This window comes from Curvibacter microcysteis (assembly GCF_028649455.1).
Taxonomy (GTDB): Bacteria; Pseudomonadota; Gammaproteobacteria; order Burkholderiales; family Burkholderiaceae_C; genus Curvibacter; species Curvibacter microcysteis.
Window position 1 is genome coordinate 508,500 of record NZ_JAQSIO010000002.1, and the last position, 20,347, is coordinate 528,846.

Sequence of the window (20,347 nt, forward strand, 5' to 3'; positions counted from 1 at the left end):
ATCATCCTGGAGCAAAGAGAGAGCACGACCATGCAAGACATCCTCGATCAACTCGAAAAAAAGCGCGCTGCAGCCCGCCTCGGTGGTGGCCAAAAGCGCATTGACGCCCAGCACAGCAAGGGCAAGCTGACTGCGCGCGAGCGCCTCGAGCTGCTGCTCGACGAAGGCACTTTTGAAGAGTGGGACATGTTCGTCGAGCACCGCTGTGCCGACTTTGGCATGGCCGACAACAAGATCCCGGGCGACGGTGTGGTCACGGGTTACGGCATGATCAACGGCCGCCTAGTCTTCGTCTTCAGCCAGGACTTCACGGTCTTTGGCGGCGCGCTGTCTGAAGCCCACGCCGAGAAAATCTGCAAGATCATGGACCAGGCCATGAAGGTCGGCGCCCCGGTGATCGGCCTCAACGATTCGGGCGGTGCCCGCATCCAGGAGGGCGTGGCCTCGCTCGGTGGCTACGCTGACGTGTTCCAGAAAAACGTGCTGGCCAGTGGCGTGATCCCGCAGATCAGCATGATCATGGGCCCGTCGGCCGGCGGCGCGGTGTACTCGCCCGCCATGACCGACTTTATCTTCATGGTCAAGGACAGCTCCTACATGTTTGTCACCGGCCCTGAGGTGGTGAAGACCGTGACCCACGAAGAAGTCACGGCCGAAGAGCTGGGTGGCGCCATCACCCATACCACCAAGAGCGGTGTGGCCGACATGGCGTTTGAAAACGACGTGGAGGCGCTGATGATGCTGCGCCGCCTCTACAACTACCTGCCGCTGAACAACCGCGAGAAGGCCCCCGTGCGCAAGAGCGGTGACCCGGTGGACCGCCGCGAACTCAGCTTGGACACCCTGGTGCCCGAGAACCCGAACAAGCCCTACGACATGAAGGAGCTGATCGTCAAAACCGTGGACGACGGCGACTTCTTCGAGCTGCAGCCTGAGTACGCCAAGAACATCCTGATCGGCTTTGCGCGCATGGACGGCCAGACCGTGGGCATCGTGGCCAATCAGCCGCTGGTGCTGGCCGGCTGCCTGGACATCAAGTCCTCCATCAAGGCCGCGCGTTTTGTGCGTTTCTGCGATGCGTTCAACATTCCTGTGGTGACCTTTGTCGACGTGCCCGGCTTCATGCCTGGCACAGCCCAAGAGTACGGCGGCATCATCAAGCATGGTGCCAAGCTGCTGTACGCCTACGCGGAGTGCACCGTGCCGAAGATCACCGTCATCACCCGCAAGGCCTACGGCGGCGCCTATGACGTGATGGCCTCCAAGCACCTGCGCGGCGACGTCAACTTTGCCTGGCCCAACGCCGAAATCGCGGTGATGGGCGCCAAGGGCGCGGTTGAAATCATCTTCCGTGAGGACAAGGGTGACCCGGCCAAACTGGCCGCCAAGGAGGCCGAGTACAAGGCCCGCTTTGCCAACCCGTTTGTGGCTGGCGCGCGTGGCTTCATCGATGACGTGATCCTGCCCTCCGAGACGCGCAAGCGCATCTGCCGCTCGCTGGCCATGCTGAAGGACAAGAAGCTTGAGAACCCGTGGCGTAAGCACGGCAACATCCCGCTCTGATCGACCGCCAGAACAAGAACCGGAAAACACACCATGTTTAAGAAGATTCTGATTGCCAATCGCGGCGAGATCGCCTGCCGCGTCATTGCCACCGCCAAGAAAATGGGCATCAAGACGGTTGCCGTCTACTCTGAAGCCGACAAGGAAGCCCGCCATGTGGCGCTGGCCGACGAGGCCGTGCTCTTGGGGCCGGCACCCAGCCGCGAAAGTTACCTGGTGGCCGACAAGATCATTGCCGCCGCCAAGGCCACCGGCGCCGAAGCGATCCACCCCGGTTATGGCTTTTTGAGCGAAAACGAAGCCTTCGCCAAGCGCGTCGAGGACGAAGGCATGGCCTTCATCGGCCCACGCCATTTCTCGATCGCCGCCATGGGCGACAAGATCGCCTCCAAAAAGCTGGCCAACGAGGCCAAGGTCAACACCATCCCCGGCTACAACGATGCCATCGCAGGGCCTGAGCAGGCGGTGGAGATCGCCAAGGGCATTGGCTACCCCGTGATGATCAAGGCCTCGGCCGGCGGCGGGGGCAAGGGCCTGCGCGTGGCCTTCAACGACAAGGAAGCCTTTGAGGGTTTTGCCAGCTGCCAGAACGAGGCCCGCAACAGCTTTGGCGACGACCGCATCTTCATCGAGAAGTTTGTGCAGGAGCCGCGCCACATCGAGATCCAAGTCCTGGGCGACAGCCACGGCAACGTGATCTATCTGAATGAGCGCGAATGCTCGATTCAGCGCCGCCACCAGAAGGTGATCGAAGAGGCGCCGAGCCCTTTCATCAGCGAGGCGACCCGCCAAGCCATGGGTGAACAAGCCGTGGCCTTGGCGAAGGCGGTCAAGTACCAGTCGGCGGGCACGGTTGAGTTCGTGGTCGGCAAGGACCAGGACTTCTACTTCCTCGAGATGAACACCCGCCTGCAGGTGGAGCACCCGGTGACCGAGTGCATCACCGGCCTCGACCTGGTGGAACTGATGATCCGCGTGGCCGCCGGCGAAAAGCTGCCACTGACCCAAGCCGAGGTGAAGCGTGAAGGCTGGGCCATTGAGTGCCGCATCAACGCCGAAGACCCGTTCCGCAACTTCTTGCCCTCGACCGGTCGCCTGGTGCGCTTCCAGACCCCGCCCGAGACCATGTTCCAGAGCAACACCGAGGCGCTGTATGGCGTGCGGGTGGACACGGGTGTCACCGACGGCGGCGAGATCCCGATGTTCTATGACTCGATGATCGCCAAGCTCATCGTGCATGGCCGGGATCGCAACGACGCGATAGCCAAGATGCGCGAAGCCCTGAACGGCTTTGTGATCCGCGGCATCAGCAGCAACATCCCATTCCAGGCCGCCTTGCTGGCGCACCCCAAGTTCGTCACGGGCGATTTCAACACCGGCTTCATTGCCGAGAACTACGGCAAGGGCTTTTTTGCCGAAGACGTGCCGCACAGCGATCCGGCCTTCCTGGTGGCGCTGGCCGCCTTCCAGAACCGCCGCTACCGCAGCCGCGCCACGGGCATCACCGGCCAGTTGGAAGGCCACGGTGTCAAGGTGGGCGAGGCCTTTGTGGTGGTGGTGCTGGACAAACTGGGTCAGCACCAGCAGCAAGCCGTCAGCGTGACCGACCTCGACGAGCAAGGCCACAGTGCCTTGGTGACCGTGGGTGACCGCAGCTACCAGCTCAGCAGCGCTTCGCGGCTGGGCGCCATCCGCATCGAAGGCCAGGTCAATGGCGCGCCGTTCACGGCCCAGGTCGAGCGTGGTTCGGGCAAGAACCCGCTGGCCCTGCGTGTGTCGCACAACGGCACCCAGATCGAAGCCCTGGTGCTGTCGCCACGTGGTGCCGAGCTGCACAAGCTCATGCCTTACAAGGCGCCGCCGGACCTCAGCAAGTTCCTGCTCTCGCCGATGCCGGGCCTGCTGGTCGACGTGGCGGTGCAGCCGGGGCAAACCGTGCAGGCTGGCGAAAAGCTGGCGGTGATCGAGGCCATGAAGATGGAGAACATCTTGTTCGCCACCCAAGACGGCGTGGTCGGTCAGGTGTTGGCCGGCAAGGGCGAATCCCTGGCGGTGGACCAGGTGATCCTCGAGTTCGTCTGAACTTGAGTCTGGCGCCGCTCGCCGCGGCGCCTGCGCATCCGTCCCCCCAGGTGGCCCTGTCGCGACCTGGCAGACAGGCTGTTGGTGTTCGCCATGGGGTGGACGCAGCAGCCTTTTTTGATCGCTGCAGGCCTTGCGTCTGCAGTTCCTTGAACGAAAGAGAAGCTCACCATGACCCGTCCGTTTCAAGTGCTGGGCGTCCAGCAAATCGCCATCGGCGGCCTCGACAAACTGAAGCTGCACAAGCTGTGGGTGGAGATGTTGGGCCTCAGCGTGACTGGCACCTTCCGCAGTGAACGTGAGAACGTCGACGAAGACATCTGCGCCATGGGCAGCGGCCCCTTCAAGGTCGAAGTTGACCTGATGCAGCCGCTGGACGCAGAAAAAAAGCCCGCAGTGCACGCCACGCCACTGAACCACATCGGCTTGTGGATCGACGACTTGCCGCAGGCTGTCGAATGGCTCACGGCCCAGGGCGTGCGCTTTGCGCCTGGCGGCATCCGCCGCGGCGCAGCGGGATTTGACATCTGTTTTCTCCACCCCAAGGGCAACGAGGAGTTTCCGATTTCGGGTGAGGGCGTGTTGATCGAGCTGGTGCAGGCACCGCCGGAGGTGGTGAAAGCCTTCCAAGCGCTGGCCGCTTCGGCCTCTTGAGGCGCCAGCGGCGTGTGTTCTGAACACTCTCACATCAACATTCAAGAACTTATCAAAAATGCCGAATAAGTTCTTGAGATGACCGGTGGTGTTCTACATGCGATGAAGTGCTAAAAATCCTAGGGTTTATCAGGATGCAATTCGTCGGTTGGGTCCTGACTCTCCGCTCTATTCAAGCCAAAATCTACACATAAAACCGCAAAATTAATTTTGGAAATGATATGAGTTCTGCCGCTTTTTGGCGCCCGGGTACGGACTTGATGCTGCGCATGCGTTTGCCAGCCAAGCTGCTGTGGTTGTCAGCCATGTTGTTGATTCCACTCGTGCTGGTCTGCCTGCAACTCATGCAGCGGATTCAGGATGACCTGAACTTCATGGCCCAGGAGCAGGCTGGCGTGAAGGTGCTGGAGCCGCTTTTCAAGCTGACCCAGGAGGCGCAAAAGCACCGCGGTCAAACCAATATGCTGTTGTCTGGCAATACCGCAGCGGCGGCGGCGCTGGACCAGACCGGCAGCCGTTTGCGGCAAGCCTTGAACGACTCGAAGGGCGCGCTGGGTTCGGCGGGCTTGGGGTTGGAGAGTGACTGGAGTCGCCTGGTCTCTCGCATCGAGGCTCTGCCCAGCTTGCGTCAAGGAGAGCGTCAGGCCGCTTTCTCCGAACACACGGCCGTCATCGATGAACTGCGCCGCCTCGCCTACACCGTGGGCGAGCGCTCCGGTTTGCTGTTTGACCCTGACCCGGTGACCTACCTGCTGATCGACATGGCGGTGTCTCGCGTCATTCCCTGGACTGAGCGTTTGGGTCAGTTGCGTGGCCTGGGTTCAGGCGTTTTGAGTCAGAGCAACCCCGACCCTCAGGGCTTGGGACGCTTGCACGCCCAGATCGAGGCCTTGGCTCGCGAGGTGGGGGATGTTCGATTTGCGATGCAGTTGCTCAACGCTCGCCAAGAGGGCCAGGGCAAAGATGAGGCGGCGCTGGCCAGCAGCCAATCCTTCCAGGCCCTCGCCGCGAAGGCTTTTCCGGCAGCAGGTGGGGTGGCGGAACCTCGCCTGGCCTCGGCGGACTTTTTCAGCCAAGGGACACAGGCCATTGAAGAGGCTGGGCGCTATGGGGTGCAGGTGCTGTCCCAAATCGACAGCCGTTTGCTGGACAGGGCCGAGGCCCAGCGTCAGCAGCGCTTGATCTACATCTGCGTCACCTTGTTGGGTATTGGCTTTTTGCTTTATTTGCTGGGGGCGTTCTACCGCAGCTTCGTCTTGAACTTCCGTCAGGTGGTCGATGCGATGCATTCGGTGGCGCAGGGCGCCCTGCGGGTCAAGGTCACGGTGGCTGGGCGTGATGAACTGGCTGAATTGGCCGGCTTGCTGCACAAGATGACCCAGACCTTGTCGGGCATGGTCGCCGATGTGCGCAGCAATGCCGCCCTGGTGTCCCATGCGGGCAGCAGCCTGGCCGTGGGCAGCAAGGCCTTGTCGGACCGCACCGAGCAGCAAGCGGCCAACTTGGAGCAGACCGCGGCCAGCGTCGAGCAATTGGCTGGCACCGTGGAGCACAACGCGGGCATTGCCCAGCAGGCCAATCAGCGGGCTGCCCAGGTGCGTGATGCAGCCGAGGCAGGGGCCTCCGCCATGGGGCGGGCTGTGGCCTCGGTGGAGGGCGTCCAAAGCAGTGCCAGCAAGATGGGTGAAATCATCAGCGTGATCGACAGCCTGGCCTTCCAAACCAACATCTTGGCCCTCAATGCTGCCGTTGAAGCGGCCAGGGCAGGGGAGCAGGGTCGGGGTTTTGCCGTGGTGGCTGCCGAGGTGCGCTCTCTGGCGCAGCGCTCAGCGGCTTCTGCGCGTGAAATCCGCCAGCTCATCAGCTCTTCTTCTGAGCAAGTCGAAACCAGTGTGGACCTGATCCGTGCCGCTGGTGACAGCATGAAGAACATCACCGAGGGCATTCGCTCGGTGGCCGGCAGCATGGCCGAGATATCAGCCCTCAGTTCTGAGCAAAGCGCGGGCTTGAGTGAGATCACCCTGGCTGTGCAGCAACTCGACCAAATCACCCAGCGCAATGCCCAGATGGTGGAGTCCTCGGTCCAGGAAACGGTCCTGCTCGAAAGCCGGGCGACCACCCTCGCGCAGTCTGTGTCGTCTTTTGTGCTCCAACAAGGCACGGCCGACGAAGCGGAGGCCTTGGTACACCAGGCCATGGCCTTGGCGCAGAGCAGCTCGCTGGAGTCCTTCCTGCGGCAGGTCAGTGATCCGTCACAGCCCTTCTTTGATCGAGACATGTACGTCTTTGCGCTCGATGAAGGGGGGCATTACCGCGCGTTTGGCGGCCAGCCAGCCCGGGTCGGCACCCGGGTGCAGGATTTGCCGGGTATCGACGGCCAGGCACTGCTCAATCGCATCATGGAGCGGGCTCAGCAAGGCGCGGGTTGGGTGGAGTACGACATCACCAACCCGGCGACCGGTCAGATGCAGACCAAGATGTCTTATGTGCAGGAGTTCAAGGGCCTGTACGTGGGGTGCGGGGTTTACAAGACCCTAGCCGGGGGCTGAGCTCTGCACCGCGCCGCCACTGGCGATGGGCCATGGACCTCATACCGTCCATGTCCTAGCCTCCTGCCAATGTGTCGGCCAATGAGCGCCAAAGCCCGCTCAATCGGAGGGGCCGTCCTCGTCCGACACGCTGGCGCGGCGGGCGCGGGATTTGGCCAGCGCGGCCTCAATCAAGGCCCGCTTGCGCTCCAACACGGTGGGGTCGCTCAGGCGTGAATGGGCCGCGATGTCGTGCAGCTTGGCCTCGGCCTCGCTGCGCAAGCGGGCATCATTCTCAGCTTGCTCGCGGGCCGTGCGGGCTTGGTGCTGCTGGTAGCGCGCCAAAGCCCGTTCGGCCTGTGCACCGGACCAGGCCGCCCAGCCTGTCAAGGGGCCGCTGACGTCTTCCAGTTCAATGCAGTCCACGGGGCAGGCCGGTACGCAGAGCTCGCAGCCAGTGCACTCGTTTTCAATCACCGTGTGCATTTGCTTGTTGCTGCCCACAATGGCGTCGGTCGGGCAGGCCTTGAGGCAGAGGGTGCACCCAATGCACCAGGCCTCGTCAATGAAGGCGACCAAGCGAGGACCCTCCTGGCCGTGCTCGGGCGACAGCGCTTGCACAGGGCGCCCGGTCAGCGCTGCCAGGCGCGCCACACCCTCGGCCCCGCCGGGGGGGCACTGGTTGATCTCAGCCTGGCCTGCGGCCAGGGCTTGGGCATAAGCGCGGCAGTCGGGGTAGCCGCAGCGTGTGCACTGCGTCTGCGGCAGGGCCGCATGCAGTTGTTCAATCAGCGAAAGCACCGGTCCGTCAGGCCTTCTTCGCGCCGCTGCGACGTGCCGCGGACACCGGCTTGGCTGTGCTGCGCGCGCTGGTCGATGGCTTGCGGCTGGCGGCCGAGCTGGGACCAGCCACAGCCTTGACAGCGGTCACGGGCGCTTCTTTGGGCGTAGTCACCGCTGCGGCGGTGGTGGCCGCCACTTTGGGCGCAGGGGTGCTTTCAACTGCCGGGGCGGGCACGCTGGCAGGGGCCACCGCCTTGGCTTGAGGCTGGTGGTCCAGGATGAAGCGCTTCACCACGGGGTACACCACCTCGCGCCAACGGCGGCCACTGAAGATCCCGTAATGGCCGGCACCTTTGGCTTCCAGGTGCTTTTGCTGGTCGGCCGGGATGCTGGCGCACAGGTCGTGGGCGGCTTCGGTTTGGCCCGAGCCGGAGATGTCGTCCAGTTCACCTTCAACGGTCAGCAGGGCCGTGGTTTTGATGTCCTGCGGGCGCACGCGTTCGACTTGGCCCTGCGGGTTGCGCACGTCCCAGGTGCCCTTGACCAGCTTGAAGTCTTGGAAGACGGTTTGGATGGTTTCGAGGTAATAGTCCGCGTCCATGTCGAGCACGGCGTTGTACTCGTCATAGAACTTGCGGTGGGCTTCGACGCTGGCATCGTCGCCCTTGATCAGGTCTTTGAAGTAGTCGTAGTGGCTGGTGGCGTGGCGGTCCGGGTTCATGGCCACGAAACCGGTGTGCTGCAAGAAGCCCGGATAGACGCGGCGGCCAGCCCCTGGGAAGGTGTGCGGCACGCGGTAGATCACATTGTTTTCAAACCACTCATAGCTCTTGGTGGTGGCCAGGTTGTTCACCGCCGTGGGCGACTTGCTGGCGTCGATGGGGCCGCCCATCATGGTCATGGACAGCGGGGTGGTCTCGCCACGCGAGGCCATCAGCGACACGGCGGCCAGCACCGGCACGGTGGGCTGGCACACGCTGATCACGTGGCAGTTGCCATAAGCACCCTGCAGGTGGCGGATGAAGTCCTGCACGTAGTTGACGTAGTCGTCGAGGTGGAATTCACCGTCGGCCAGGGGCACCAGGCGGGCGTTTTTCCAGTCGGTGATGTAGACCTTGTGGTCCTTGAGCATGGTGCGGACCGTGTCGCGCAGCAAGGTGGCGTAGTGGCCCGACAGCGGCGCCACGATCAACACCACGGGCTGGCCCTTGAGCTTGGTCAGGGTGGCCGTGTCGTCCGAAAAGCGCTTGAAGCGGCGCAGTTCACAAAAAGGTTTATCGACTTCGATGCGCTCATGGATCGCCACGCCCACACCGTCCACATCCACCGTGTTGATACCGAACACGGGCTTTTCGTAGTCCTTACCCAGGCGGTACATCAGGTCGTAACCGGCGGACATCCGCTGGGCAAAGGGAACCTGGCTCAGCGGGAAGGCTGGGTTGTTCAGCATCTTGGCCGCAGCCTGGGCGAAATCGGAAAACGGCTCCATCAAGGAGCGTTGGGTTTCATAGACTTGGTAAAGCATGGGGCGACCCGAATTCGTTATGTTGCAGTGCAGCAATATACCAGCAGAAGGGCGGTTCTGTCTGGAGGACAAACACCAATGCCGTGTCGGATTCGAGCCTCGGGAACTTGTTGTCTGGCCGCTTATCTGCCAAATAGGTATAAAAATAGACGAAGCTATGCACAGAAGACTGTTTACTTGCTCAGGTTTGGCGCTGAGCGCTGCGATTGGAGTGTCCCCCATGAGACTGGCCGCTGCGGCTGACGCATTTCGGGCCTTGCCCAAGACGGCCCGCATGCCGGTGATGTTTGTGGGGCACGGCAGCCCCATGAATGCCATTGACGACAACACCTACCGTCGCACCTGGAGCACTCTGGGGACCGAATTCGGTCGTCAGCACCCGGTGCCGAAATTGATCTTGTGCATCTCAGCCCACTGGGTCAGTCGCGGCACATGGCTCACGGCCATGGAACACCCCAAAACCATCCATGACTTCGGCGGCTTTCCGCAGGCCTTGTTTGATCAACAGTACCCTGTGCCTGGCTGGCCTGGTGCGGCGCGGGACATCCAAGCCACCCTGAAGCCGACGGCGGTCCAATTGGATGTGGATCAGTGGGGTCTGGACCATGGCACCTGGTCTGTGCTCAAGCCCATGTTCCCGTCGGCCAGCATCCCAGTGATCCAAATGAGCCTGGATGCGGGGCGCAGCCCGAGTGAACTCTTCGCGCTGGGTCAGCAACTCAAAGGCTTGCGCGAGCGCGGCGTCTTGATTGTGGGCAGTGGCAACATCGTGCACAACCTGCGCGCGGTGCGCCGTGATGCTGCGCCCACCCAGGTCTATGACTGGGCGCAGGAGTTTGACGCGCATGTGCAAGGGCAATTGAAGCGTGGCGAATTGGCGGCCTTGTCGGGCTTTGAGTCCCTGGGTAGCGTGGCACGCATGGCCCACCCCACGGCAGAGCATTTCTGGCCCCTGTTGGTGGCCGCTGGCGCCGCGGATCCGAAAGAGATGCCGCGCTTCTTCAACAACAGTTTTCAGTTCGCTTCGATTTCGATGCGTTCGGTGCTCTGGGGCTGAATCAGCGCGAACGGGCAGGGCATCCGGGCGCCTTCAGGCGCTCCATGAAAAAAGCCGCCCGAAGGCGGCTTTTTGCTCAGCGGCTGGCGCGTGCTCAGACCACCTTGGCGATGGCTTGGCAGACGTAGTCGATGTTCTTGCTGTTCAGCGCGGCCACGCACATGCGGCCGGTGTCGGTGCCATAGACACCGAATTCGCTGCGCAGGCGAACCATTTGGTCCTTGTTCAGACCGGAGTAGCTGAACATGCCGATCTGGGTGGTGATGAAGCTCATGTCTTGCTTCACACCGGCAGCCTTCAGGCCGTCGACCAGTTTTTGGCGCATGGCCTTGATGCGCACGCGCATCTCGCCGAGTTCCTTTTCCCACAGAGCGCGCAGCTCGGGGTTGCCCAGCACGGCGGCCACCACGGCGCCGCCGTGAATGGGGGGGTTGGAGTAGTTGGTGCGGATGACAATCTTCAGCTGCGACAGCACGCGCGAAGCTTCTTCCTTGTCAGCGCACAGCACCGACAGGGCGCCAACGCGCTCGCCGTACAGGCTGAAGCTCTTGGAGAACGAGGTCGAGACAAAGAAGCTCAGGCCGGCGGCCACGAACTTGCCGATCACCGCGCCGTCTTCGGCGATGCCGTGGCCAAAGCCTTGGTAGGCCATGTCCAGGAAGGCGGTCAGGTTCTTGGCCTTGACGACGGCAATCACTTCATCCCACTGGGCGGCGGTGATGTCGTAGCCGGTCGGGTTGTGGCAGCAGGCGTGCAGGACCACGATGGTGCCGGCGGCAGCAGCGTTCAGCGAGGCCAGCATGCCGTCGAAGTTCACGCCGCGCTTTTCAGCGTCGTAGTAGGCGTAGGTGTCGACCGTGAAGCCGGCGTTGGTGAACAGGGCGCGGTGGTTTTCCCAGCTCGGGTCAGAGATCAGGACCTTGGCGTTGGGGCTGACGCGCTTGAGGAAGTCGGCGCCGATCTTCAGGCCGCCAGTGCCACCAATGCCTTGCACGGTGGCGACACGGCCCGAGGTGACGGGCTCGGATTCGGCGCCGAACACCAGGCTCTTGACGGCAGCGTCGTAGGCGGCAATGCCATCGATGGGCAGGTAGCCACGGGCCGAAGGCTTTTCCATCATGGCCTTTTCAGCGGCTTGCACGCATTCCAGCAAAGGCAGCTTGCCGTTGTCGTCGAAATAAACGCCCACGCCGAGGTTGACCTTGTTGGGGTTGCTGTCGGCTGCAAATTGCTCGTTGAGGCCCAGGATCGGGTCGCGGGGGGCCATTTCGACGGCCGTGAAGAGAGACATGGAAAAAGTCCTTGAGAGGTTGTCAGTAGCGGCAATCGGCCGGCTGGGGTACGCTGGCGGATTGGCTTGAATTTTAGCCGCAGGGCCAGCACCTGGCTCCACAACCTCTCACATTGCGCACCATGCCCGACATCTCCGAAGTGCTGGTCGAGCCGCCCAAGGGCGAGTTCGTCCGTTTTCCCGACTCGCCCTTTGAGCTCTTCCAGCCTTATCCGCCAGCGGGTGACCAGCCCACGGCCATCAATCAGTTGGTCGAGGGCGTGCGCGACGGCGAGGTGTTTCAGACCTTGCTGGGCGTCACGGGCTCGGGCAAAACCTTCACCATGGCCAACGTGATTGCGCGCTTGGGACGCCCGGCCATTGTGTTTGCCCCGAACAAGACCCTGGCCGCCCAGCTCTACAGCGAGTTCCGCGAGTTCTTTCCCAAGAACGCCGTCGAGTATTTCGTCAGCTATTACGACTACTACCAGCCCGAGGCCTACGTGCCGCAGCGTGACCTTTTCATTGAAAAGGACTCGGCTATCAACGAGCACATCGAGCAGATGCGCCTGAGCTGTACCAAGAGCATCATCGAGCGGCGCGACGTGGTGATCGTGGCCACGGTGTCCGCCATTTACGGCATCGGCGAGCCCGAGAGCTACCACCGCATGGTGATGACGCTGCGCAGTGGCGACACCTTGGGCCAGCGCGACGTCATCGCTCAGTTGATCCGCATGCAGTACCAGCGCAATGACATGGAATTCGGCCGGGGCAAGTTCCGCGTGCGCGGCGACACCATCGATGTGTTCCCCGCCGAGCACAGTGAGCTGGCCTTGCGCATCGAGCTGTTCGACGAAGAAATCGAAAGCCTGCAACTGTTCGACCCGTTGACCGGCCGGGTGCGGCAGAAAATTCCCCGCTTCACGGTCTACCCCTCCAGCCACTACGTCACGCCGCGCGACCGCGTCCTGGCGGCGGTCGAGACCATCAAGGTTGAACTGTCTGAACGCCTCAAAGAACTGGTCGGGATGGGCAAGTTGGTTGAGGCCCAGCGCCTGGAGCAGCGCACCCGGTTTGACCTGGAGATGCTCAGCGAAGTAGGCCACTGCAAAGGCATTGAGAACTACACGCGCCATCTCTCGGGGGCCGCCCCGGGCGAGCCGCCGTCCACCTTGACCGACTACATGCCGGCCGACGCCGTCATGTTCCTCGATGAAAGCCATGTGCTGATCGGCCAATTGGGCGGCATGTACAACGGCGACCGGGCACGCAAGACCACCTTGGTGGAATACGGCTTTCGCCTCCCTTCAGCGCTGGACAACCGGCCTCTGAAGTTCGAAGAATTCGAGAAGCGCATGCGGCAAATCATCTTCGTCTCGGCCACACCCGCCCAGTACGAAATTGACCATGCAGGGCAGGTGGTGGAGCAGGTGGTGCGCCCCACCGGCCTGGTCGACCCGGTGGTGGAGGTGCGCCCCGCTACCCACCAAGTCGACGACGTGCTGCAGGAGATCCGCATCCGGGTCGAGAAAAACGAGCGGGTGCTGATCACCACGCTGACCAAACGCATGGCCGAACAATTGACCGACTACCTGAGTGATAACGGCGTCAAGGTGCGCTACCTGCACAGTGATGTGGACACGGTGGAGCGGGTGGAAATTTTGCGTGACCTGCGCTTGGGTACGTTCGACGTGCTGGTGGGCATCAACCTGCTGCGGGAAGGCCTGGACATTCCCGAAGTGTCACTGGTGGCCATTCTGGATGCCGACAAGGAAGGTTTTTTGCGGGCTGAGCGCTCCCTCATACAGACCATTGGCCGCGCTGCGCGCAACCTCAACGGTCGGGCCATTCTTTACGCAGACCGCATCACCGAGTCCATGAAGAAGGCCATGGGCGAAACCGAGCGCCGCCGCCTCAAGCAGATTGCCCACAACGAAGCGCACGGGATCACGCCGCGCAGCATTGTCAAGCAGGTGAGAGACCTGATTGACGGCGTTTACAGCGAGAAAAGCGGGCGCGAAGCCGAGAAGTTGGAGCAGTCGGCCATGCAGCGCGCGCGGGTGGAAGAGCTCAGCGAAAAGGACGTGGGCCGCGAGATCAAGCGACTCGAGAAAGAAATGCTCGAGCACGCACGCAACCTGGAGTTCGAGAAGGCGGCGCGCAGCCGGGATCAGTTGGCGTTGTTGCGCGAACGGGCCTTCGGTGCCGCGGGCTCAGACAACATCGTGCTGCTGCCTTTGAAAAAATAGTGGGGTGCTGGGCTTGTGTTTTTTACGAAAACGGCTAAATTGTGACTGCCTCGTTCACTTACCTGAGTGAATACATTGGCTTTGCGTGTTATACTTGACGCAAATAGTCAACAACCCAGAACGATGAAGGGCCAGCTTCAACAGCTGGAAAGGGTGGGGACGGTGCCTGTCGGCCACAAGGCGGCAGGTCATGTAAACAAACCAAGCCTGATGAAGGAGCTTGATATGCGTCTCACTACCAAAGGCCGCTTTGCGGTCACCGCGATGATCGACCTGGCCCTGCGCCAAAACAACGGACCGGTCACCCTGGCTGCCATCAGCCAACGTCAGCAAATTTCGCTGTCTTACCTGGAGCAACTGTTCGGCAAGCTGCGTCGCCACGAACTGGTCGAGTCCACCCGAGGTCCGGGCGGTGGCTACACCCTCGGTCGCAAGGCCACCGACATCACCGTGGCCGATATCATCGTGTCGGTGGACGAACCCATCGATGCCACCCAATGCGGTGGCAAAGAAAACTGCCTCGGTGACGCTGGCCGTTGCATGACCCACGAACTGTGGTCGGCGCTGAACCAGCGCATGGTCGAGTTCTTGGACTCGGTCACCTTGCAAAAGCTGGTGGACGAACAGATCGCCAAGGGCGTGCAGGTGGAAGACAAGCCGGTGCTGCGCCGTGCGATTTCCAGCACGCCGGTGGTCAAGCCGATCCGGGTCAATGCGCCCAACTCGGTGTTCGCACTGGGCAATGTGTTTGCCAAATCCTGATTCCGATCCGGCGGGCCGTGTTGTTCTGAGTGCAACGGCCGCGCCAATGCTATTTCGCCAAGCCAGTTTTGATTGAGCCAGCCATGGACATGACCCCTCATTTCCCGATTTACCTTGATTACGGTGCCACCACGCCGGTGGATCCTCGCGTGGTGGACGCGATGATTCCCTGGTTGCGTGAGCACTTTGGCAATGCCGCCTCGCGCAGCCACGCCTGGGGCTGGGAGGCCGAAGAGGCCATTGAAAAAGCCCGCGTGCAGGTGGCTGACCTCATCGGTGCAGACCCGCGTGAAATCGTCTGGACCAGCGGCGCGACCGAATCCATCAACCTGGCGCTCAAGGGCGCGGCCCAGTTCTACAAGGGCAAGGGCAAGCACCTGATCACGCTCAAGACCGAGCACAAGGCCGTGCTGGACACCATGCGTGAGCTGGAGCGCCAAGGCTTTGACGTCACCTACCTCGACGTTCAGGAAGACGGCCTGGTCAACCTTGACGCCCTCAAGGCTGCGCTGCGCCCCGACACCATCCTGGTCAGCATCTTGTTCGTGAACAACGAGATCGGGGTCATCCAAGACATCCCGGCCATCGGCGCGCTGTGCCGTGAAAAGGGCATCTTGCTGCACGTCGATGCCGCCCAGGCCACCGGTCGGGTTGAGATCGACATGAACACCCTGCCCATCGACCTGATGAGCATGACCGCGCACAAGACCTATGGCCCCAAGGGCGTGGGCGCCCTGTACGTGCGTCGCAAGCCGCGTGTGCGCCTGGAAGCCCAAATCCACGGCGGCGGCCACGAGCGTGGCATGCGCTCGGGCACCTTGCCCACCCACCAGATCGTGGGCATGGGCGAAGCCTTCCGCATCGCCAAGGTCGAAATGGCCGAAGGCAATGCCAAGGCCCATGCGCTGCAGCAGCGTTTGCTCAACGGCCTGAAGGACATCGAGCAGGTGTTCATCAACGGCAGCCTGGAGCGCCGCGTGCCGCAGAACCTGAACATGAGCTTCAACTTTGTGGAAGGCGAGTCCTTGATCATGGGCATCAAGGGCTTGGCTGTGTCGTCGGGCTCGGCTTGCACCTCGGCCAGCCTCGAGCCCAGCTACGTGCTGCGCGCCTTGGGCCGCAGCGACGAGCTGGCCCACAGCAGCTTGCGCATGACCATCGGTCGTTTCACGACCGAAGAAGAAATTGACTACGCCATCTCCACCATCCGCGAAAATGTGGCCCGTTTGCGCGAACTGAGCCCGCTGTGGGAGATGTTCAAGGATGGCGTCGACATGAGCACCATCCAGTGGGCCGCGCACTGAGCGCGCCTGCTTCAACCGATTGAAGGACTTGCAATGGCTTATTCTGAAAAAGTGGTGGACCACTACGAAAACCCGCGCAACGTGGGCTCTTTTGACAAGGGTGACGACTCGGTGGGCACCGGCATGGTGGGCGCACCGGCTTGCGGCGACGTGATGAAGCTGCAGATCAAGGTCAACCCGCAAACGGGCGTGATCGAAGATGCGCGCTTCAAGACCTATGGTTGTGGTTCGGCCATCGCGTCGAGCTCCCTGGTGACCGAATGGGTCAAGGGCAAGACCCTGGACGAAGCAGCGGCGCTCAAGAACAGCCAGATCGCTGAAGAACTGGCCCTGCCGCCCGTGAAGATCCACTGCTCCATCCTGGCCGAAGACGCCATCAAGGCTGCGGTGGACGACTACCGACAAAAGCACGCGCACTGACCATGGCTGTGTCCCTGACAGAAGCCGCAGCCCGGCATGTGACCCGTTACCTGAGCAAGCGTGGCAAGGGCGTTGGTGTGCGTTTGGGGGTCAAGACCACCGGTTGCTCGGGCTTGGCTTACAAGCTCGAATACGTGGATGACATCGCCCCCGAAGACATCGTCTTTGAAGGGCATGGCGTGAAGGTCTTGATCGACCCCAAGAGCCTGGCCTACATCGACGGCACCGAGTTGGATTTTGTGCGTGAAGGCCTGAATGAGGGCTTCCGCTTCAACAACCCCAACGAACGCGACCGCTGTGGCTGTGGAGAGAGCTTCCGGGTCTGATGCCCCGTCCGTGGCGGCTCAAGATCCGCTGCCTCGCTTGTTGCAAAAACCGCCTTCACGGATGTGCTGGCGGTTTTTTACTGATTGCCATGAACCTTCAATCCAACGATTTCGTGTTGTTTGGCGTGCCTGAGCGCTTTGAGCAAGACCGCGCCGCGCTGGATCAGCGCTGGAAGGAACTCCAGCGCGAGGCCCACCCGGACCGCTTTGCCGCCCAAGGGGCCGCCGCTCAGCGCGTGGCCATGCAGTGGTCGGTGCGCATCAACGAGGCCTACCAGCGGCTCAAAGACCCGCTGCGCCGTGCCGCCTACCTGTGCGAATTGCGCGGTGCGCCCATTCAAGCCGAGAACAACACGGCCATGCCTGCGTCCTTTCTGATGCAGCAAATGGCCTGGCGCGAGGCCTTGGACGAGGCCCAAGACGCCGCCGCTTTGGACGCCTTGGACACGGAGGTCAGCGCCGAGCGGCGCCAATTGCTGGCGCGATGCCAACAGGCTTTGGATGGCGCCGGCGACGCGGCGGCGGCAGCACGCGAGGTCAGAGCCCTCATGTTCATTGAGCGTTTTGTGCGTGACATCGAATCCCGTCAGGATCAACTGGGACAATAAGGGCTTGCCTTTTTCCCGAACCCGAAAAGAACAACATGGCGCTTCTTCAGATTTCCGAACCCGGCCAGTCGCCCGACCCCCATCAGCGGCGCATCGCCGTGGGCATTGACCTTGGCACCACGCATTCGCTGGTGGCCTCGGTGCGCAGCGGCGTGGCCGAATGCCTGCCGGATGACCAGGGGCGCGTGATCCTGCCCTCTGCCGTGCGTTACCTGGCTGGCGGCGGGCGCCAGATTGGCTTTGATGCCTTGCCCGCCCAGGGCTCGGACCCCCAAAACACCATTGTCTCGGTCAAGCGCTTCATGGGCCGAGGCCTGAATGACCTGAAGGACGTCGCGCGTCTGCCCTACCGATTTGAGGCCGCCGAGGGCCCTGGCATGGTGAGCCTGCACACGGTGGCGGGCATCAAGTCGCCCGTGGAGATCAGCGCTGAGATCCTGGCCACCCTGCGCTACCGCGCCGAAGACACGTTCAACGACGACCTGTACGGCGCGGTCATCACCGTGCCCGCCTACTTTGACGACGCTCAGCGCCAGGCGACCAAGGATGCTGCGCAACTGGCCGGCATCAAGCTGCTGCGTCTGATCAACGAGCCCACGGCGGCGGCCATCGCCTATGGTCTGGACAACGCCAGCGAAGGCATTTACGCCGTCTATGACCTGGGAGGCGGTACGTTTGACATCTCCATCCTGCGCCTCACGCGCGGGGTGTTCGAGGTCATCGCCACGGGCGGTGACTCGGCCTTGGGGGGCGACGATTACGACCAGGCCCTGGTGGCCTGGGTGCAGCAGCAGGTGGGGGGGCAGGCCACGGAGGCCACTGACCTGGCGCGTTTGCGCGTCGCTGCCCGTGCTTGCAAGGAGGCCTTGACCGCCCAGGACGCGGTTGATTTTGTGGCCGAACTCAGCGGCGGGCCTCTGCGCCTGTCTGTTCACCGTGCTGACTTCGATGCCGCCACGGCCGACTTGACCGCCCGCACCCTGGCCGCAGTGCGCAAAGCCTTGCGCGATGCCCGCCTGGAACGAGACGAGATCCAAGGCGTGGTCATGGTCGGTGGCTCCACCCGCATGCCGCAGGTGCAGGCGGCCGTGGCCCAGTTTTTTGACAAGCCCCCGCTGAACAACCTGAACCCCGACGAGGTCGTGGCCTTGGGCGCTGCCATCCAGGCCAATCAACTGGCGGGCAACGACAGCGCGGGTGATTTGCTGCTGTTGGATGTGGTTCCGCTGTCGCTGGGCATCGAGACCATGGGCGGCTTGGTGGAGCGCATCGTGCCGCGCAACCAGACCATTCCGACCGCCATGGCGCAAGATTTCACCACTTACCAAGACGGACAGACTGCCTTGGCCTTGCATGTCGTGCAGGGCGAACGCGACCTGGTGGTCGACTGCCGCAGTTTGGCCCGGTTCGAGCTGCGCGGCATTCCGCCCATGGCGGCGGGCGCAGCGCGCATCCGCGTGACCTTCACGGTCGATGCCGACGGCCTGCTCCAAGTGGCGGCCAAGGAAATGATCAGTGGCGTTGAGGCGGCCATCGAGGTCAAGCCCTCGTACGGCTTGTCTGACGATCAAATCGCGCGCATGCTGCAAGACAGCTTCAGCACTGCACAGCAGGACATGCAGGCGCGCGCTTTGGCTGAAGCCCGGTTGGAAGTGGACCGCATGGTGCTGGCGACGCGCAGTGCCTTGCAGGCCGATGGCGACTTGCTGGAAGCCAGCGAACGCGCGGCGATCGATGCCTTGCTGGAGGCCGCGCTCAGCGCCAAGGCCTTGACCGACGCCAAGACCATTGAAGCGGCCACCGAGGCCCTGGCCAAGGGCACCGAGGCCTTCGCCGCCAGCCGCATGAACCGTGGCATCCAGCAAGCGTTGGCCGGGCGTCAGCTCGACAGCCTTTGATTCTTCGAACCTGAACCAGATCACCCCACGCCATGCCTGTCATCAAAATTTTGCCCCACCCCGAGTACTGCCCCCACGGCACCGAACTGAAGGTGGCCACCGGCACCAACATCTGTGAAGCCTTGCTCGACAACGGCATCAACATCGAGCACGCTTGCGATATGAGTTGCGCTTGCACCACCTGCCACGTGGTGGTGCGTGAAGGCTTCAACTCGCTCAACGAGTTGGAAGAAGTCGAGGAAGACCTGCTGGACCGCGCCTGGGGCCTGGAGCCCCAATCGCGTTTGAGCTGCCAGGCCATCGTGGCCCGGGATAACCTCACGATCGAGATTCCCAAATACACGGTCAACCACGCCAAAGAGAACCACTGATGTCGCGCCAGATCATTCTCGACACGGAAACCACCGGCCTGTCGGCCGAGAACGGTGACCGCATCATTGAAATCGGCTGTGTGGAGATGCTGCACCGCAAGTTGACTGGCAACAACCTGCACCACTACCTGAATCCGGAGCGCGACAGCCACGAGGATGCGCTCAAGGTGCACGGCATCAGCAACGAGTTCTTGCGCGACAAGCCCAAGTTCGCCGCCGTGGTCGACGAGTTTTTGGACTACGTGGCCGGCGCCGAGCTGATCATCCACAACGCGGCCTTCGACATGGGCTTCCTGAACAAGGAGCTGGCGTTGCTGGGTCGACCGCCGCTGACCACCGTGGTGGCCAGCGTGACCGACACCTTGGTCATGGCCAAGGAAATGTTCCCGGGCAAACGCAACTCGCTGGATGCCTTGTGTGACCGCCTGGGCGTGGACAATTCGGGCCGCACCCTGCACGGCGCTTTGCTCGATGCGGAGTTGCTGGCGGACGTCTACATCTACATGACGCGGGGCCAGGATGCCTTGTTGATTGAACCCAGCGCAGACGAAGAGCAGTCATCCCAGGTGGAGTCCGTCGATCTGCGTGGCATTGAGCTGCCCGTGTTGCGTGCGAGCGAGCAAGAGAGCTCGGCCCACGAAGAGGTGCTCAAGCAACTCGATAAATCGAGTTCAGGCAAAACAATTTGGCGAAGTCTTGCAAACAGCTAAAAAACTGTGCCATAATAGAGTTCTTGACGCAGTGAAGCACTGAACAAAACGCAAAGCAGAAATGCTGCAGCGAATCAGAGCTAAAAAATCACAGCATCAGGGCGATTAGCTCAGCGGTAGAGCACTGCATTCACACTGCAGGGGTCACATGTTCGATCCATGTATCGCCCACCAATCTTGAAACCCGTGAACCTTGGTTCACGGGTTTTCTCGTTTGGGGATCCCAATTTTGTCTGT

The 20,347-nt window shown here is 62.1% G+C and carries 17 protein-coding genes and 1 tRNA gene; 15 read left to right on the top strand and 3 right to left on the bottom strand.

Annotation, left to right across the window (positions count from 1 at the left end):
* The first annotated feature begins 30 nt into the window (after positions 1–30).
* From PSQ39_RS07585 to PSQ39_RS21760, 4 genes are all read left to right on the top strand, one after another.
* Positions 31–1,563, top strand: a complete 1,533-nt coding sequence (locus PSQ39_RS07585) for an acyl-CoA carboxylase subunit beta (RefSeq protein WP_273926099.1) — start codon at positions 31–33, stop codon at positions 1,561–1,563.
* Positions 1,564–1,596: 33 nt separating this feature from the next.
* Positions 1,597–3,645 carry an acetyl-CoA carboxylase biotin carboxylase subunit gene (locus tag PSQ39_RS07590; RefSeq protein ID WP_273926100.1) on the top strand — a complete coding sequence of 683 codons (2,049 nt, stop codon included), beginning with the start codon at positions 1,597–1,599 and terminating at the stop codon, positions 3,643–3,645.
* A 171-nt stretch (positions 3,646–3,816) separates the two neighbouring features.
* The gene (locus tag PSQ39_RS07595) at positions 3,817–4,299 is read left to right on the top strand and encodes a VOC family protein (RefSeq protein WP_273926101.1); all 483 of its coding nucleotides are present in this window, start codon (positions 3,817–3,819) and stop codon (positions 4,297–4,299) included.
* 221 nt (positions 4,300–4,520) lie between these two features.
* Positions 4,521–6,848 (top strand): methyl-accepting chemotaxis protein, encoded by a 2,328-nt coding sequence (locus PSQ39_RS21760; RefSeq protein ID WP_409242003.1) that lies wholly within the window; start codon positions 4,521–4,523, stop codon positions 6,846–6,848.
* Between the two features lie 99 nt (positions 6,849–6,947).
* On the opposite strand, the gene rsxB is transcribed toward PSQ39_RS21760, so the two are convergent.
* Positions 6,948–7,628, bottom strand: a complete 681-nt coding sequence (gene rsxB, locus PSQ39_RS07605) for an electron transport complex subunit RsxB (protein WP_273926102.1) — start codon at positions 7,626–7,628, stop codon at positions 6,948–6,950.
* A 7-nt stretch (positions 7,629–7,635) separates the two neighbouring features.
* Positions 7,636–9,135, bottom strand: a complete 1,500-nt coding sequence (locus tag PSQ39_RS07610) for a polyhydroxyalkanoate depolymerase (RefSeq protein ID WP_273926104.1) — start codon at positions 9,133–9,135, stop codon at positions 7,636–7,638.
* 220 nt (positions 9,136–9,355) lie between these two features.
* On the opposite strand from PSQ39_RS07610, the gene ygiD reads away from it, so the two are divergent.
* Complete coding sequence (gene ygiD, locus PSQ39_RS07615; protein ID WP_273926105.1) at positions 9,356–10,192, top strand: 4,5-DOPA-extradiol-dioxygenase; 837 nt, start codon at positions 9,356–9,358, stop codon at positions 10,190–10,192.
* Positions 10,193–10,286: 94 nt separating this feature from the next.
* Here ygiD and PSQ39_RS07620 read toward each other — a convergent pair whose 3' ends face one another.
* A complete protein-coding gene (locus PSQ39_RS07620; protein WP_273926106.1) occupies positions 10,287–11,483 on the bottom strand; it encodes an amino acid aminotransferase in 1,197 nt (398 codons plus the stop codon).
* A 122-nt stretch (positions 11,484–11,605) separates the two neighbouring features.
* Here PSQ39_RS07620 and uvrB point away from each other — a divergent pair, with 122 nt between their 5' ends.
* The 10 genes from uvrB to PSQ39_RS07670 all read left to right on the top strand — a co-directional run bounded on the left by uvrB (position 11,606) and on the right by PSQ39_RS07670 (position 20,284).
* Entirely contained in the window at positions 11,606–13,711 is a 2,106-nt protein-coding gene (gene uvrB / locus PSQ39_RS07625; protein WP_273926107.1) for an excinuclease ABC subunit UvrB, read from the top strand.
* A gap of 225 nt (positions 13,712–13,936) precedes the next feature.
* On the top strand, positions 13,937–14,473 hold the full coding sequence (iscR, locus tag PSQ39_RS07630; protein ID WP_273926108.1) for a Fe-S cluster assembly transcriptional regulator IscR: 537 nt from the start codon (positions 13,937–13,939) through the stop codon (positions 14,471–14,473).
* A gap of 83 nt (positions 14,474–14,556) precedes the next feature.
* Positions 14,557–15,777, top strand: coding sequence for an IscS subfamily cysteine desulfurase (locus tag PSQ39_RS07635; RefSeq protein ID WP_273926109.1), 1,221 nt, complete (start codon positions 14,557–14,559; stop codon positions 15,775–15,777).
* Positions 15,778–15,810: 33 nt separating this feature from the next.
* Complete coding sequence (iscU, locus tag PSQ39_RS07640; RefSeq protein ID WP_273926110.1) at positions 15,811–16,197, top strand: Fe-S cluster assembly scaffold IscU; 387 nt, start codon at positions 15,811–15,813, stop codon at positions 16,195–16,197.
* A gap of 2 nt (positions 16,198–16,199) precedes the next feature.
* A complete protein-coding gene (gene iscA / locus PSQ39_RS07645) occupies positions 16,200–16,523 on the top strand; it encodes an iron-sulfur cluster assembly protein IscA (RefSeq protein WP_273926111.1) in 324 nt (107 codons plus the stop codon).
* 89 nt (positions 16,524–16,612) lie between these two features.
* Positions 16,613–17,131 (top strand): Fe-S protein assembly co-chaperone HscB, encoded by a 519-nt coding sequence (gene hscB, locus PSQ39_RS07650; RefSeq protein WP_273926112.1) that lies wholly within the window; start codon positions 16,613–16,615, stop codon positions 17,129–17,131.
* A gap of 35 nt (positions 17,132–17,166) precedes the next feature.
* Positions 17,167–19,029: a Fe-S protein assembly chaperone HscA gene (gene hscA / locus PSQ39_RS07655; protein ID WP_273926113.1), complete on the top strand. Its 1,863-nt coding sequence runs from the start codon at positions 17,167–17,169 to the stop codon at positions 19,027–19,029.
* Between the two features lie 32 nt (positions 19,030–19,061).
* The gene (gene fdx, locus PSQ39_RS07660) at positions 19,062–19,400 is read left to right on the top strand and encodes an ISC system 2Fe-2S type ferredoxin (RefSeq protein WP_273926114.1); all 339 of its coding nucleotides are present in this window, start codon (positions 19,062–19,064) and stop codon (positions 19,398–19,400) included.
* Entirely contained in the window at positions 19,400–20,110 is a 711-nt protein-coding gene (gene dnaQ / locus PSQ39_RS07665) for a DNA polymerase III subunit epsilon (RefSeq protein ID WP_273926115.1), read from the top strand. Before fdx ends, dnaQ begins: the two co-directional genes overlap by 1 nt.
* Positions 20,111–20,209: 99 nt before the next feature.
* A tRNA-Val gene (locus tag PSQ39_RS07670) sits at positions 20,210–20,284 on the top strand.
* Positions 20,285–20,347 lie beyond the last annotated feature (63 nt).